The sequence below is a fragment of the Erwinia phyllosphaerae genome (genome assembly GCF_019132875.1).
Taxonomy (GTDB): domain Bacteria; phylum Pseudomonadota; class Gammaproteobacteria; order Enterobacterales; family Enterobacteriaceae; genus Erwinia; species Erwinia phyllosphaerae.
Map to the genome: position 1 here is coordinate 265,658 of NZ_JAHSPF010000005.1, position 16,618 is coordinate 282,275.

The window sequence follows — 16,618 nt, forward strand, 5'->3', positions numbered from 1 at the left end:
TTAATAATATGTATGACTTAGCGATTACATCATTCCTGTGAGACGGTAAGTGCGGCTTATTTGTAGCGAAAAAAATTCTGAATTTGCCAGGACATTTCTCAGTATGCGTTTTTAACGAAAAAACAGACAGAACATAATGTCAGTTTATTTTTAATGGGAATAGTCTCATATTTTTTGGTTTTTACAAGCGATTTGCCTGACTATTTTTATCAGCGATCTTGCGGTCGGGCCTGAAGAGAGAAAGACTTTTTATCTTTAGCGTACTAATTAAAGTGCCGTCATGGCATATTCCCTGTGTTCCAGCATTATCGCGCCGTATCTGATTTTCCCAACGCAATTGGCTATGCCTCTATCCGCCATGTCAGGCGCTTTCCGTACGGCGGCCTCAATCACTTTAACGCCGTGCGGCATCAGGATACCTTTGGGGCCGTTGCTGCTCACGCTCTGAATTTGCCACTCTGGCAGAGGCAGCATAAGAACCCACAGTCAGGCGAGCTGCAGGAAATAGTGTCGCACGTCTGTCGCGTAAGAGTGTTACCGTTCATCCGCATCGGGTAAACTCCAGGCCGCAGGCCAGATCGTTGAGCAGTTTATTTTTGGTTTGACTGTTACAGAAGAGTAAAAATCCGCTATGCAATATAAGAAAAAGTATTTTAATGCTGGACGGTTTGTCATGGTGGTGAATAAAAATAAATTAAGGTAATTAATCAAACAGGAGTGTTTAACATATGATTACACTATTCAGCCTCGAACACGAGCAGGCAAAGAAAAATTTTGTAGCCAGAGAACTGACGAATGGAGTGTGCTTAACTGCTATAATAGACTTTTGCTATTACGAGGTACGTAATTGCCCTCAGACTTACAGTTATTACAATGATGTATTCAAATTTGGGGCCAGGCACCGTGCATATAGTATGCACTATGCGGCGTACTTATCGTACGCTGAAACGTACCAGATGATGAACGACGGCAAGGTAGATATGAACTACTTTTTAAAACCTGTAATCAGGCAGACCGATGGTATAGGCTATGAGTATATAATTAAAAAGGACTACGTTAGTCAACTGGCGGAGCTGTGTCCCGGAACCTATATAATTATTATTCAGCTTGAAAACGCAGGGCATGCATTAGCATTGACTTTGAGAAATGGTAGCTGGGTTTTTTTTGACCCTAATTTTGGTTCATTTTTGTGTGATAAAGGGATATTCGAATTTGTTGATTATTTAGAGTCTATCTACCCAATAGTAGATTTTTTTGCGTTAAAAATTATAAAAAAGAACAGGTTCCCGTTAGAGAAAACGGTTTTTTCCCGCTATGGTCAACGTATTTCGTCCGATCCGGCGTTGCAGGGTATGACTTCCGTCCAAAGGCCCGAGGCTGACGTTCCTGTGCCCGCCCGGCGACGTAGCATTGCTCCGGCACCAGCCTCGCGACATGGTGCTCCTGTGCCCGCCCCCCGACGTAGCACTGCTCCGGTACCAGCCCCGCGACATGGTGCTCCTGTGCCCGTCCCCCGACGTAGCATTGCTCCGTTACCAGCCCCACGACATGGTGCTCCGGCACTAGCTCCACGCAGTAGTGCTGTTCCGGTGCCGGCATTACGGAAAACGTTCCAGGGGCGCTGATCTGACTGTCAGATAGCCTTTGTTGAATCGATTTTTCAGCTTACAGGCTACGCAAATGTAATTTTTTGCCAGGGAGAGGATTCATTTCCCTGGCCTTTGCCGCGACAGATGCTGCTCACACCCTTTTTCTCACTTAATTGAGGGGGAAGTGGAGTCCGGCGGTGCGCAGGATATACACAGCGCAGGCGTGCTACCCTTTATGGGTCTGGCAGCAAAAATAGCAGGCCTTTACCTGTTGGCCAAAACGTACCCTGGCAATCGTCATGGCCTGTAGCGGCGCATACAGACTGCCAATAAATACCAGCTTATCTTTGACGGGCATTTTGGGGCAGCCCTGCCTGTGCAACAAATGACAATCCAGCTGTTCTCGCTGCTGAGTCACATAATAATAGTCAGCCTGCATAGCAATTATTCCACCGTAAAGGTCAGTTTTGATGCCGGGTAATAATTTAGAACAGGCATTATAACTTTAATTGGCAGTAAAATGAGACGAGGATATAATTTACAGATAAGTTGCAAAAAAACCTGTTAAGCGTTTTTTACTAATGACTAAAGGTTCGAGCCGGATTTTTTTTAGCAACTAAAAATATTTTTATTAATCTGTTTTATTTATCTTTTCCGCGTGCGGTTGTATTGGCTGAATTTTAATTTATTATGGCCGTAAAAATAAGGGATTACTACAGGGCTATCGCCAGCCTGGTGTGATGTTAAGGCGTGCTAACTGGTCTGCTCTGTTAATAAGAGAATTATTATTGATGCGCGTGCAGTCTGTTTAGCGCCAGGGATAATTATATTGTGCACCATAGTATGCCAGCGGTTGACCGTGTATGTTTACGACTTACCGCAGGTAAGCTGGGATAAAATGCTGCAATAATGTTAACAAGTAGCAGATGAGCAAAAAGTGCGGGCCGGATACGCCAAGCCCGCTGACACGCTATTCAGGCTGCCTCGGCATCATCACGGCCAGGCAAGCATCCATTCCCTGATGGGCCTGCGTTTTCTCCATATCGTTCAGTTTCATGTAGCGCTGAATAGCGCCCTGCGCTGATTGTCGGTCAAAAGCGACTTTATCCACCGCGTAAGATGAGTTTTCGTTAATGATGACGTCATGCAGCTTATCGGCAAAGTCCGTTGCCGAAGCCGGTTCACCCATTGCATCAATAACGACGCAGACGGCTGCATAGTAGTGCGGATCCTGCCTGTGCGGCTTAAAAAAGAAGTAAAGAGCAATAGCGACGATGGGCAGCAGAATAAGGCAGACAGTAGTTTGGCGTTTCATAAGGATGTTCTGAATCTGAAAAGAGTGGCGGCGAGCTTAACGCTTCGCTGGTCTCTGTGCCAGGCGAAAAGAGGCTTTGTTGTCGTCAGGTAGAGATTCAGGCCCTGAGGGTTTTCCATCAAGCGCACCGTCACTTTCCCGCACTCCTCATCTTATAGTGTTGCTACTGACCGGCGAGGATAGCGTTCCGACGTCGCCGCTTTCCTTGCTGGCGTCAGCTCGTTGATAACAAGGAGCCAGTATGTTCCCTACAGCTTTACCCACACCTGAAACCGCGCATCCGCAGGCTATTCCAGCCTTGCGCTGGGGCATTCTTGGCCCGGGCTGGATCGCGGCGCATTTCGCCAAATCGTTACGGGAAAACAGCTCGCAGAAGCTGGTCGCTGTGGCAGGGCGCAATGCGGAGAAAACGCAAGCCTTTGCCGATAAGTGGGCGATTCCGCATACCTTTAGCTCGGCGGAAGAGATGCTTGCCATGGACGATCTGGACGTGATCTATATCGCTACGCCACATAACCATCATTTTCCGGATGGGCTGCAGGCGCTACGGGCCGGTAAGCATGTGTTGATAGAAAAACCTTTGGCGCTAAATGCTACTGAAGGCGCGCAGCTGAAAGCCGAAGCGAAACGTCAGGGCGTGCTCTGTATGGAGGCGATGTGGTGCGACTTTACGCCGAAATATGCCGTGCTGCGCCAGCTGCTGGCTGATGGCGCACTGGGCGAACTGCATACCTTAATTGCCGATCACGGCGAGTTTTTCACCCCCGATCACCGCATTTTCAATGCCGATCTGGCGGGCGGCCCAATGCTGGATTTGGGCAGCTACCTGATTGCCTTTAGCGTCATGACGGGCGGCGCACCAACCTGGGTTCAGGCTATCGGCCAGCTGGCGGAAGGCGGTGTTAACGGCCAGGCCTCTATGCTGTTGCAGCACGCCAACGGCATGCATTCTGTGCTTAATACTACGCTGTTCAGCAATACGCCAGGCAGGGCAGTAATAGCCGGTCGCGACGCCACTATCGTGCTGGATGGACAATTTTACGCGCCAGGCGGCTTTGTCATGACGTCCAGCCAGGGCAACAAAACGCTGCGCTGGGAAGAGCCGCTTAACCGCTACGATCAGCTTTATCACGAAGCGGAGCATCTTGCCTGGTGTGTTGGCCAGGGCTTAATCGATTCGCCTGTCCGGCCGCTTAGCACGTCGCTGATGACGCTGTCCGCGATGGATGAGGTTCGTAGCCAGCTGGGCATTGTGTTTAACGAAGAAAAGTAGTTTATGGACGGGTAGTTTCTGACGCTGAACTAATGAAGAGTAAGGCTTGCGTGCCACGGACGGTGCGCTCTGAGAGGGCATGGCTGACGTGTTAATAGCGTGTTTCTGTATTCCGCAAAGCTGGTAACATAGCTTTTTCCCTCTGAAGAAACTGCCTGCATGAACGCTAATTCCTGTTTCTCCCGCTTTGCTGATATCGCCGGCCTGGCGATATCGCCCGTTGCCAGCCTGGAAACGCTAAAAGCACTACACAAGGCATGGCCATCGATTATTCCTTTTGAAAATATTGATGTTTTGCTCGGCAAAAAGGTCAGTATTAACGCCGCTGATATTGCCGAAAAAATGCTGACGAAAAGACGCGGCGGCTACTGTTTTGAACATAATATTTTGTTCGGCGAAATGCTAAAAGAGCTCGGCTTTTCCGTTACCTCTCACCTTGCACGGGTGGTCTGGGGAATGGATACACCGGCGGCGACGCCGCAAACGCATACGCTGCTGCTCGTTGCCCTCGACGGCATAAATTATCTTGCCGATGTCGGTTTTGGCGGCGTCAGCCTGACCGCGCCTTTACGGCTGGAAGAGGGAGAACAGCAGGGATTTTTACTGGAGCGATTGCCAGGCGGCGAATGGCTGCTGTCGGCAAACGGTGAAAGCAAACGGCTAATGTATACGGTTAACGAGCAACCCTGTGCTGAAGCGGATATCCTGGTTGCCAGTCATTTTGTTGAAACGTACAGCGAGTCAATATTTCGCCATAATCTGATGATGGCGAAAATAATTAATGGCCGTCAGGTAAATATGTTTAACCGCTGCCAGACAACCTATGGTGCTGAAAAGCAGGAGCAGGAAGCCCAATCGTATGAAGCGTTCTGCACGTTATTAATGGCTTTTTTTGCTAATAGCGATGTATTGAGCGAGACCGAACGTCAGGCCATTTATAAAAAAATAAGCTAACGATAAAGGGCAGGCTGTTAAGCCTGCCTTACCGCAACAAACCATTATTCACGCGCTAAAAATAATAAGGCCGGGCGGCCTTAGCTTACCTGCGTGCGCAATGACGGGTAACGGTACGCTTTCCGGCAGGGTTAAGGATCGTCGAACGGCAGTTTTGAGACGGGAGTTTACTTTTAACCTTATTTAATAAGGGGTTAAGGGAAGGGGGTTTAGGGCCATTCATTCTTCCGCACGCAAAAACCCTGATTGTAATTAATAATCATTCTCACTATAGTGTGTTTTTCCCGCTTTTCCTCTTCCACAGGGCCGGTGACAAATACCATTATGAAAGTTAAGTTTACGTTCTCTCTGTTGGCTTCACTTATTACCTCGAGCCTGGCAATAACTCCGGTATATGCAGAAAATAACGCAAAAGATATAACGGAAACCCAGATAAAAACAGGCGAGAATGCTGCCAAAATAAGGCAAAGCCAGACGCAGGAAAATAACCAGAATAAAGATCTGGCTATTAAGGATGAAAAGAGCAGTAGCGAAAATACGATGACGGTTACGGCCCGGCAACAAACGTTACAGGCACCGGGCGTCTCCATTATCGACAGCACGGCAATAAAAAAACATCCCATTCAGCGCGACGTCGCGGAAATTATCCGCACTATGCCTGGCGTTAATCTTACCGGTAATTCTAACAGCGGCCAGCGCGGCAATAATCGCCAGATCGATATTCGCGGTATGGGGCCGGAAAATACGCTGATACTGATTGATGGCATGCCGGTGAGCAGCCGTAATTCGGTACGTTTTGGCTGGAGCGACGAGCGTGATACCCGCGGCGATACCAACTGGGTGCCGCCGGAAATGATTGACCGTATTGAGGTTATCCGTGGCCCGGCCGCCGCGCTTTATGGCAATGGCGCTATGGGCGGCGTGGTCAATATCATTACCAAACCCACCACCGATGCGTGGCACGGCAGTTTTAATTCCTATTTCAACGCGCCGGAGCATAAATCGGAAGGCAGCACCAAACGCTATAATGCCAGCCTGAGCGGCGCGCTGGCTGACAATGTCACCCTGCGGCTCTACGGCAACTGGAATAAAACGCAGGCGGACGCGCAGGATATTAACGAAAGCCATACCACGCCGCGGATTGGATCCTATGCCGGCTCCTGGCCATCCGGGCGCGAGGGCTTTATCAACAAGGACGTGCATTCCGCACTGCGCTGGGCATTTTTACCAAACCAGGCGCTGGAGCTGGATGCGGGCTTCAGCCGTCAGGGCAATCTCTACGCTGGTGATACGCAGAACACCAACAGCAACGCGCTGGTAAAGAAATATTATGGCAAAGAAACCAACGTACTTTATCGCCAGTCGCTTAGCCTGAAATATACCGGCGCATGGGACAACGGCATCACCACCAGCAACTACGTTCAGTTTGAAAAAACACGTAACACCCGTCTTAACGAAGGACTGTCTGGCGGCATCGCGGGGATTTTCAGCCCCTCCGATGAAGGTTTCTCCACCATTACGCTGTATGACACCAACCTGCACTCAGAGGTTAATCTTCCGCTTGATCTTTGGGTTAATCAGACCGTCACGCTCGGCGCGGAAATGAATCATCAGGCAATGAAAGATCCTGCCTCTAATACCGAATCCACCACCGCGGGCGGTGCGGTAGAAGGCATCGCCAGCTCCGGGCGCGATATAAACAGCTCAGCCGATATTTATGGTATTTATACGGAAGATAATATTGAGCTGACCGATACCACGCGCCTGACGCCGGGAATTCGTTTTAATCACCAGAGCATCACCGGCAGCAACTGGAGCCCGGCGCTGAATCTGTCGCAGGAGCTGGGCAGCGACTTTACCCTGAAGCTGGGGATCGCCCGCGCCTGGAAAGCGCCTAATCTCTATCAAACCAACCCCAACTACCTGTTATTTAGTAAAGGACAGGGCTGCTACGACAGCGCGGGCTACTGCTATCTACAGGGAAATCGTGATTTAAAAGCGGAAACCAGCGTCAATAAAGAGATCGGCATTGAATATAACCATGATGATGTACAGGCCGGTCTAACCTGGTATCGCAACGACTACCATGACAAAATCGAAGGCGGCTATACGGCGGAATATTCCAACGGTACTTCGGATGTTTATAAGTGGGAAAACGTGCCGAAAGCGGTGGTACAAGGGCTGGAAGGCACGCTTAATTTCCCGATTACCGCTGCGGTGTCGATGAAAAATAACTTCACCTGGATTATCGACAATCAGAATAAAACCACGGGCGATTACCTCTCCATTATCCCGAAATATACGCTTAATTCGACGCTGGACTGGCAGGCTACGAATGACCTCTCCGTGCAGGGGACGCTGACCTGGTATGGCCGTCAGAAACCGAAAAAATATAACTATAAAGGCGAAGCGACTTCGGGCAGCGAAACCCGTCAGGTAAAACCTTATGCGCTGGTGGGCGTCAGTGCGACCTATAACGTGACCAAAAATCTGGACGTCACGACTGGTATCGACAATCTGTTCGATAAACGTCATTTCCGTGAAGGCAATGCTCAAAGTACCGGTAATGCGACCACGGGTGCCTACCTGTGGGGAGCGGGAGCCAACACCTATAACGAGCCGGGCAGAACGTATTATATGGAGCTGGGACTGCATTTCTGATTACGGATTGCCTGAAAAGCGAAGGATAAAGCAGGGCCGCTTTATCCTTTCGCTATTTTGGGCGGGTGACATTTTAGCAAAATTTATCTTGAGAGCTTGTGCATGAGTCAACGGCATTACCGCAGAATAAACTGGCTACGTATGGCCGCCTTTTTTTTCACTTTCCTCTGTTCATTAAACGCTTACTGTCGGCCAGATATGTCGCCGCTTGGGCCAAATATCGCCGATAAAGGCTCATCATTTTATCACTTCAGTAGCCGTACATTCGCTTCCGCCGACGGCCAGAGGCACTATAAAGTATGGACGGGCGTGCCTGATAAAGCGCCGCCGCCGTCGGGTTATCCGGTGCTTTATCTGCTGGACGGCAATGCGGTGATGGACAGGTTATCGGATGCGCTGCTAAAGCAGCTGGCAGCACAGAATCCCCCTGTCGTTGTCGCCATCGGCTATCAGACCGATAAACCCTTCGATCTGGCCGCCAGAAGCTACGATTATACGCCGCCCGTCATGGGAAACAGTGAGGGCGACGGGCTGGACAGACGAGGCTGGAAGGGGGGCGGTAGCGCTGTTTTTCAACAGTTGCTGGAGAAGAATATTGCACCGCTGGCCGAAAAAGGCCTGCGCATCGACGCCAGTCAGCGCGGTATCTGGGGGCACTCTCTGGGCGGAATATTTGCTCTGAATGCTTATCTCTCCTCCTCTTTTTTTACCTCTTATTACGCCACCAGCCCCACGCTGAACCGTAAATATGTCGGACTGCTTACGCAGCTGGCGGCAATCAACAAGCCCGACTTCTGTGCAAAAAGGCTCTTTTTTATCGAAGGGGACGGCGCGCCAGGCAAAAATCCGCAGGCGCCCGCGCCGGATATTCAGAACAAGGTGCGCGCTACGCTGGCTTTACTGCATACGGAAGGAGTGCCGGTAGCTTACTGGTCGCATCCTGAACTTTCTCACGGTCAGACCTTTAATGCCGGTTTTCAGCAGGCGTTGCTGCATATTGCCGCCCCTGATTCGGCTAAAGCGCTGGCATCCTGCCAGCGCTAATTAAAGGCGCTGTTGTGGATACCTTGCCAGCGCTAATTAAAGGCGCTGTTATGGATACCTTGCCAGTGCTAATTAAAGGCGCTGTTATGAATACCTTGCCAGCGCTAATTAAAGGCGCTGTTGTGGATACCCTGCCAGCGCTAATTAAAGCCTCTGGTGCTGGCAAGTGTGAACGCTAAACAGCGATAATGCCGCAGACATCGTGCCGTCCTTAATTACCCGTGCTATAGCCGACTAACCCCGTGGCGCGTAACAATCAACGCCACGGGGAAAGGTTTATCCCGCCTCTTTAGCTTCTTCTCCTGAAACCTGCGTTGCAGCTTCGCCAGTGCTGTCGCGCCATAGCCGCGCGTAAGCGCCGTTTGCCGCTAACAGTTCGGCATGGGTACCGTATTCGGCAATTTTTCCGCGCTCCATCACCGCAATAGCATCACAGCGACAGGCAGTGGTCAGGCGATGGGCCACCACTAGCGCGGTGCGGCCATGACTACGCGCGTTTTCAATCAGCGACGTCATCAGCAGTTCTTCAGCAGCACGATCCAGGCGCGCCGTCGCCTCGTCGAGCAGCAGAATATGCGCGTTAGCAAGCTGCGCGCGCGCCAGCGCAATAAGCTGTCGCTGTCCGGCTGATAAGCCCGAACCGCCGTTGTTTACCGGCGTGCGGAATCCCTGCGGCAGCGCACGTAGCGTACTCAGCAGACCCGCCTGCCGCGCCGCATCTTCTACTTCCTTATCAGTGCTGGACGGACGAGAATAGCGGATATTTTCGGCAATATCGCCACTGAACAAAGCGACATCCTGCTCCACCAGCCCCACCTGAGAACGATAGCTCGCCAGCGACATCTGCTCGACGGCACGCTCGCCAACGCGGATCTTGCCGCCGGAAGGGGAGTAGAGTCCTGCAATCAGCTTAATCAGGGTCGATTTACCCGCGCCGCTGGCACCGACCACCGCCACCACCGTGCCTTGCGGTATGGTCAGGTCCAGCTTATCCAGCGCTTTTTTGCTGCTGTCGGGATAGTGGAAAGTTAACGCCTCCAGCGCCAGCGCGCCCTGCATCGGCACTTTTGTAGACGCATCCGCAGACTGGAGCGGCTCTGCGCCTTCGGTAGCCAGCAGCTCATCGATGTGCTTGCCGCTGGCCGAAGCCTGCTGATAAGCATCCACAATGCCGGAAAGCTGCTGCACTGGCCCATAAAATTGTCCCAGCAGCAGGAAGAACGCCGCCAGCACGCCCGCCGTCATCTGGCCTTCGGCAACGCGGGATGCGCCCACCAGCAGGACGGCCGCGTAAGAGGCTTCGGTACAGAAAGTAAGGAAAGGAAAGTAAACGGCCAGATATTTCTGCGCCCGCACGCGGGTAGCGCGGAAGCGATCCGACAGTGAACGCAGCCGGGCGGCTTCCGCATCCTGCTGACCGTGCGACTGCACCACGCGCAGGCCCGATACTTTCTCCTGTAGCGTACTGTTTACCTTGCCGATTTCAATGCGCGCCTTAGCGTAGGCTGGCGAACTCAGGCGACGATAAACCAGTGTGGCAATCACCACGACGGGGATCGCGCCCGACGCGACCAGCGCCAGAACCGGGTCGAGCCAGAACATCGCGATGGCAATCGCCGCCATGGTAATCAGGCTGGTGGCGGTTCCGGCCAGGCCATTTTGTAAAAACCGCGCCAGCGCATCGACATCCACGGTCATACGCGTAAGGCGCGTATCGGTATGCTGCTCGTGATAGGGAAGGCCCAGCCGCAGCAGTTGTCCAAAGCTGCGTAACCGCACCGTGTGCTGCACGGTTTCCGACGCGCGCGAGGAAACTATCGTTTGCAGTGAGTAACAGCACCAGCTGACGGCCACCAGCAACAGCGCGAGCGCGGCACAGGTGCCGATAACGCTCAGGTCGTTCATGGCTACGCCCGAATCGATACCGCGCTTTAGCAGCATCAGTACGCCAACGCCTGAGGCGGAATCAATCGCGATCAGCGCGGCCGCCGCGATAAACATCCAGGCGACCGGGGCCAGCATGGAGGTGACCCGCCGGCCTTTATCGGACTGGGCCATTTGCCCGGCGCGTTCCGGTACGCGACACATACGTTGACGAAAGCCTTCGCCAGCCCTGGCAATGTCGTCGGCTTCAGCAGCCTGCGCCTTCGCAGAGACCGGTTCCGGCCAGAGCGGGGAGTTTGACGCGGTCGCATCTTCCAGCAGGTCGCCCGTACCTGACATGAGCGCGCGGAAAGCCTGCGAGCGCGCCTCAAGCTCCGCCTGCGTTCCGACATCGACCACGCGTCCTTTTTCCAGCACCACAATCTTACTGGCTAACTGCAAGGTCGAACGGCGACGGGCGATGACCAGCAGCATATGATTATCGTCGGCGTAGCGGCCAAGCGCGGCGTTGATTTCCGCTTCTGTCCCGGCATCCACCGCCGAAGTGGTGTCGTCCAGAATTAAAACGCCGGGTGCGGTCAGCAACGCGCGGGCCAGCGCCAGACGCTGCCGCTGGCCGCCGGAAAGATTAGTGGCACGCTCGGCAAGCGGCGTCTGGAAGCCTTTCGGCAGCGCAGAAATAAAGCCGGTTGCGCCAGCGGCGTCGGCGGCGCGGCGAATATCTTCTTCCTTGGCGCCCGGATGGCCGTAGGCAATATTTTCCGCCACCGTACCGGCAAACAGAAAAGTATCTTCAAACACTACGCCAACGGCGCGGCGCAGCTCGTCCAGCCTGAGGTCGGCAATATTCTGCCTGCCGCCGTCGGTTTTAAGCCATACCTTGCCGGAACTCGCGTCGTAAAAGCGCGAAAGCAGCATTAACAGCGTCGATTTACCGGATCCGGAACCGCCTACTATCGCCACGGTTTCGCCCGTCCCGATGGAAAACGAGACGTCATGCAGTACGCTGGTGCCGTTACCGTAGTCAAAACCGATATTTTCCAGCGCCAGACCGACGACGTTGCCCGCCAGGGTTTCGGCACCATCCTGCATTTGCGGTTTGGTATCGATCAGCGAGAAAACCCGCTCTACGGACGCCTGAGTACGCTGTGCGATAACCAAAAAAGAAGCAAAAACGCGGGTAGGGCCGGTCAGCATCGCCAGGAAGCTGGCGAAGGCCACAAAGGTGCCCAGATCGATGCGGCCCGTCATCACCGACCAGCCGCCATAGCCCAGCAGCACAATCTGGCCCAATACGGGCAGCGCCAGCATTGTCGCGCCGGGCATCGCCTGGGCAATGGCCGCGCCGATACGCACGCGCACCATGCGCCGCGACTGGCTATCCAGCCATTTCATTTCGCGCAGCTCGCCCACGCAGGATTTTACGACGGAGATTTGCGTCAGCACTTCACGCATGTGTTCGGTCAGGTTGGCCAGCTTATCGGAAGCCTGGCCGGTTTGCGCAAACACGCGACGGCGCGCGCGCAGCGCGGTAACGGCTAGTCCGGCCAGTACGACGACAACGATAAGCGTCATCGACGGCGACATCCATAGCATTGCCGTCAGGCCCGCGATGTAATAGGTGAGCACGGCCAGCGGTACGGGAGACATCTGCAACATCACATGCATCTGCTGGAGATCGCTGTTAGTGCGTGAAATAACCTGTCCCGTGCGCAGCGCGTCCTGGCCGCTGCCGTCAAGCTTCTGGATACTGTCGAAAACTCTTCCGCGCAGCGTGTGCTGCACCCAAAGCGACAGCTCGCCCGCGTAGCCGCGCCGCACGTAGTTGCCGATAAAGTCGAACAGCGCAATAAACAGAAGGCCGCCCGCCAGCCAAGGCAGGCGAGTGGCGTCACCGGCCAGCGCATCGTTAACTGCCTCGCGGGTAAGCAGAGGCGTCAGGGCCGCCAGAAGGATGGTCGATACCGAAGCCAGAATCACAATCAGGCTTAACTTTTTACGTTCCCAGCAGACGCCTGCGAGCCGGACAAGCCACGAGCGAGCGGGTTTTGAAGAGTGAGCAGTGGGCATCAAGCCTCCGTTATCTGCTAAAAAATAGGGCCGTGCCCAAATAAAAGTGCGGCATAACAGGCTGCGATCCCTTGCGGAGAAGGCGGCCTGTTGCAGCCTTGCTACAGCTGAGCAACAAGGCTTGTTGCCACTTCAGACGGCGTTGCCTGCGCGGCCATTTCGGCGGCAACCTGGGCGGAAGCCGTCCGCAGCGAGGCGTTGTTTAAAAACGAATTAATCAGCCCGCTGGAGAGGCCGCCTTTGCCGGGGACGATGCCGCAGCCGCGATCCACTACCGCTTTAGCGTTGACGGGACGATCTGCACCTTCACCAAAGACGATTTGCGGAATACCGGCGTGCAGCGCGGTCAGGGTGTTGCCTGCGCCACCGTGATGAATAAACCCGTCGGCACCGTTAAGAAACAGACCCATCGGGATCCAGTCCACCAGCCGCACGTTTGGCGGCAGCTTGCGCAGGTCAGCGCGCGCATTGGCCGACAGGTGCAGAATGATTTCTGCCTCTACCTCATCAGCCGAATCCATAACCCACGAAATTAAATCCAGGCCATCGACCATCGGCTTGACGGTGCCCAGGCTTACTAACAGACGTTTGCGATCCGGCTTTCTTTCCCACCAATCTTCCCAGACGGCCCCGCCGTTATAGGGCACGTACTGCATGGGAATAACCGGTTCGCCGTCGTTTTCCAGAATGCTCATGCTTGGCGGCGTCACGTCAATCCAGGCCAGATCGCGCGGGGGTTCGGCAACGCCATGGCGGCTATAGGCATCGGCCAGCGAGCGCGTCACGCCTTTGATATGCCACGGCGTATGGGCAAACCCTACGGATTGCATAACCACGGGAATGTTATATTTTGCGCCAATCAAAGGCCCTACGACGCCGAGCGGTGGATAGACGATTAAGTCGGGTTTCCATTCGCCTGCCATCTCAACCAGGCGGTCGGCCATCTCCTCGCTGAAAAAGGAAAAATTGCCCATTTTGGTACCCGCGTTACTTTTTTTACGCAGGTCTTCCCGCCGTCGGTAATCGGCTTCCGAATCGAATCCGGGCGCGGCGTCAAACGCCACCAGACCCGCCTCTGCGGCCTTTTGCGCAAATTTTCCCGAACTGGCAATCAATACTTCGTGTCCGTTAACACGAAAAGCCTGCGCCAGAGAAAATACCGGATATAACAAGCCGTATAAGGGCGGACCAACAAACAGAATACGCATGGAAAAATCCATCTCCTGCCTGACAGAGTGAAGTTCGATACGGCATGCATTGACGCAGCCGGGAATTTCCCGTCAGGGTAATATGCAGTTAATCAGAACTGAGCTTCCTTTAAATGCTGGCAGGCTCAGCAACCGTAAACGACATAAACTCATTACTTTTATGGCTTAGAAAGCCATTAAAATAAAGACCTTAATCTCATTGAAATAATAGTGCGTTATTATTCTGTGATGGCAGCAAAAAAGACGTTGCCATTTGCCATGAAGCACCACATGTACTGTGGATTGACAGGCGGTTCGTAATGTTTAAAAGAATTGCAAAAACATTCACTTATATCGCTAAGTATTGTCTTTTCCGCTATGGCCGAAGCCCCGGCGGGACAGCGTCGCGTTCGGAAATATTCCAGCATTATTCTATCTCAACCTCAGGTGGTAAAAGGGTCGCTCCGTGAGCGATCAATTAACCCGGAGCCTTTACCGGCAGACTCTGTGAAATACGCTAACACAAATTAAAACGGAATGTAAATTGCGAATTTACAAAAGTAAATAAGGTTGATTTTTTAACCTTTTAATTGTGAGGGGTAATAAAAATGCATTAACCATTAGGTTATTCTGTCTATTTCATTAACCGCTGATTTATTCTGGTTTTATTATATAACCTTATATTCACGCTATGTATTTACTTTGTTTGTTTCGGGAAGTGCAGCAAGTGTTTTTATTATATTTTGCCGTGACATACGCCAGGGTAGGCTCTATTATCATTCGGTTCTTAATGTTAATTACCCCGATAATAAACCTTAGATATTTAATGGAATGGCAAAATGAGGAAGAGAGCGTCCGATACGTCCGGCAACGTCAACGGCGTGGAATCTTTGCTTAACCGGCTGGCAGCCCCTGCCTCGCTGGAGCGCGCGCAGTTCTGGCGTGACGTTGAATCCGTCGATATTCCTCTGATCGCCGCAGTGGGCGGTAAAAGTGATGAACGCGACGTCACCTTTTTGTGGCGTGCGGGAAAAGCGCTGCGTGGCGTTTACCTGTTTCTTAACCGCGTCACCGATAAGGCCAATGTCGATAAAGGGATGATGCGCAATCTGGCGGGCAGCGATATCTGGACGCTGACGCTGCGATTGCCCGCTACTTATTGCGGCTCTTATACTTTTACCGAAATTCCGCAGGACGCTTCAGCAGAACAGCTTGCGCAGCTGGGCACCCGCCGCCCGCCTTTTCCTGGCCAGCCCGATCCGCTGCATAAAACGACCGGCATCAAAGTGCGGGGCAGGGAAGAATCGGTGCTGGCGCTGGATAAGGCTCCGGCACAAAGCGAATGGGGCGTCTCTGCCAACGCTCGCGGCGAGCTGACGACTTCCTGTCTGTTACTTGCGGGCCGCGAGCGGCGCGTTCGCCTTTATATTCCTGAGGTGCCTGACGCTACGCCTTTAGGTTTACTGGTGCTGCCCGACGCCGAAAGCTGGTTCGATCATGTCGGTCTGCTCAGCGCTATGGATGTTGCTATAGCCAGTGGCCGCATTAGCCCGCTGGCCGTACTGGGGATCGATAACCTTGATGAAAAGGATCGCGCCACGATCCTCGGTGGCGACAGCATGCTAATCTTCGATCTTGCGAGGCTGGTGCCGCAAATCCGTGCGAATCGTTCGGACAGGATCTGGGCTGGCCGTTCGCATACCGTTTTTTGTGGGCAAAGCCTTGGCGGCGTTAGCGCGCTGATGGGCGCTTTGTATGCGCCAGAGATCTTTGGTGCCGTAATAGTCAACTCGCCTTCCATGTGGTGGACGCCGGATAAAGCCAGACGGCCTTTTATGTTTCATGAAGGCGACGAATCATGGGTGAGCCAACAGGTTCTTGCTGCGCCGCCGAAGGATGTGCGTATCAGGCTTTGCGTTGGCACGCTGGAAGGCGCGACGGTCCCGCATGTGCAGGCGCTGCATAAAGCGTTAACTACGGTGGGCGTAGAGAGCCAGCTTGCACTTTATACCGGCGGACACGACTACGCATGGTGGCGCGGCGCGATTATTGACGGGTTGGCGGAGTTGTAAGGACTGCAACAACGGCGTACTCCATTGCAGCTGAAAGAAAAGGAGTGGCGGGAGCCGAAATGCGCCTGTACAGATAAAAAGCCAGGCATCCGGCCCCGCATCGAGCGCACAGCTACTTATGAAGGGCCAGCCCCTTGATTACCTTATCGACGGCTTTTTTTGGCCCCCGGATCCCCAGGCCCACCAAATCAAGATTATCCGCATCCGCCGCCATAAACACTTCGCGGTTTGCCTCGTCGTACCCGGTAGAGAACATGGCATGAATATAGGGGATAATGGTCACTTCTCTTTCGAGCGCTTTGCGATGAACGGCCTGCAATTTTTCCAGATCCGCCTCAAAAATCAGCATCGGCTGGCCGGACATATTGCCGTAAGCGCGCCCCAGCGAATCAATATAGGGCTTGCCCAGAATCTCAGGTGCCGCCGAGGCAATACCCGTCGCCAGAAATGTCGCCACGTTAAGGCGCTGCCATACGGCCAGATCATCCCGCACGATATAGGCAATTTTTGTATCAAACGTCATCTCGTTAACCCTGTCTGTCCAGTGAAAAGGGTATGTTCGCCTGACG

The 16,618-nt window shown here is 53.2% G+C and carries 12 protein-coding genes; 7 read left to right on the forward strand and 5 right to left on the reverse strand.

The window, feature by feature from the left end; translation table 11 throughout:
- Positions 1-728 precede the first annotated feature (728 nt).
- The gene (locus tag KUE00_RS21855) at positions 729-1,625 is read left to right on the forward strand and encodes a YopT-type cysteine protease domain-containing protein (protein ID WP_281434579.1); all 897 of its coding nucleotides are present in this window, start codon (positions 729-731) and stop codon (positions 1,623-1,625) included.
- 190 nt (positions 1,626-1,815) lie between these two features.
- Here the strand turns inward: KUE00_RS21855 and KUE00_RS21860 are convergent, their stop codons facing one another.
- Together KUE00_RS21860 and KUE00_RS11410 are read right to left on the reverse strand one after the other, a co-directional pair.
- Positions 1,816-1,947 (reverse strand): hypothetical protein, encoded by a 132-nt coding sequence (locus KUE00_RS21860; protein WP_281434580.1) that lies wholly within the window; start codon positions 1,945-1,947, stop codon positions 1,816-1,818.
- A 612-nt stretch (positions 1,948-2,559) separates the two neighbouring features.
- The gene (locus KUE00_RS11410) at positions 2,560-2,904 is read right to left on the reverse strand and encodes a hypothetical protein (protein ID WP_246760006.1); all 345 of its coding nucleotides are present in this window, start codon (positions 2,902-2,904) and stop codon (positions 2,560-2,562) included.
- A 241-nt stretch (positions 2,905-3,145) separates the two neighbouring features.
- Here KUE00_RS11410 and KUE00_RS11415 point away from each other — a divergent pair, with 241 nt between their 5' ends.
- From KUE00_RS11415 to KUE00_RS11435, 5 genes are all read left to right on the forward strand, one after another.
- Positions 3,146-4,177, forward strand: a complete 1,032-nt coding sequence (locus KUE00_RS11415; protein WP_246760007.1) for a Gfo/Idh/MocA family protein — start codon at positions 3,146-3,148, stop codon at positions 4,175-4,177.
- A gap of 159 nt (positions 4,178-4,336) precedes the next feature.
- The gene (locus tag KUE00_RS11420) at positions 4,337-5,131 is read left to right on the forward strand and encodes an arylamine N-acetyltransferase family protein (protein ID WP_246760008.1); all 795 of its coding nucleotides are present in this window, start codon (positions 4,337-4,339) and stop codon (positions 5,129-5,131) included.
- A gap of 324 nt (positions 5,132-5,455) precedes the next feature.
- Complete coding sequence (locus tag KUE00_RS11425) at positions 5,456-7,792, forward strand: TonB-dependent siderophore receptor (RefSeq protein ID WP_246760009.1); 2,337 nt, start codon at positions 5,456-5,458, stop codon at positions 7,790-7,792.
- 102 nt (positions 7,793-7,894) lie between these two features.
- On the forward strand, positions 7,895-8,836 hold the full coding sequence (locus KUE00_RS11430; RefSeq protein WP_246760010.1) for an alpha/beta hydrolase: 942 nt from the start codon (positions 7,895-7,897) through the stop codon (positions 8,834-8,836).
- A 14-nt stretch (positions 8,837-8,850) separates the two neighbouring features.
- Entirely contained in the window at positions 8,851-9,015 is a 165-nt protein-coding gene (locus KUE00_RS11435; protein ID WP_246760011.1) for a hypothetical protein, read from the forward strand.
- Positions 9,016-9,112: 97 nt separating this feature from the next.
- Here KUE00_RS11435 and iroC read toward each other — a convergent pair whose 3' ends face one another.
- Complete coding sequence (gene iroC, locus KUE00_RS11440) at positions 9,113-12,790, reverse strand: salmochelin/enterobactin export ABC transporter IroC (protein ID WP_246760012.1); 3,678 nt, start codon at positions 12,788-12,790, stop codon at positions 9,113-9,115.
- 101 nt (positions 12,791-12,891) lie between these two features.
- Positions 12,892-13,998 carry a glycosyltransferase gene (locus tag KUE00_RS11445; RefSeq protein ID WP_246760014.1) on the reverse strand — a complete coding sequence of 369 codons (1,107 nt, stop codon included), beginning with the start codon at positions 13,996-13,998 and terminating at the stop codon, positions 12,892-12,894.
- 818 nt (positions 13,999-14,816) lie between these two features.
- Between KUE00_RS11445 and KUE00_RS11450 the strand changes: the two genes are divergently transcribed.
- Entirely contained in the window at positions 14,817-16,049 is a 1,233-nt protein-coding gene (locus KUE00_RS11450) for an alpha/beta hydrolase-fold protein (protein ID WP_246760015.1), read from the forward strand.
- Between the two features lie 112 nt (positions 16,050-16,161).
- Here KUE00_RS11450 and KUE00_RS11455 read toward each other — a convergent pair whose 3' ends face one another.
- Entirely contained in the window at positions 16,162-16,572 is a 411-nt protein-coding gene (locus tag KUE00_RS11455; protein ID WP_246760016.1) for a DUF2000 domain-containing protein, read from the reverse strand.
- Between the last annotated feature and the right edge of the window lie 46 nt (positions 16,573-16,618).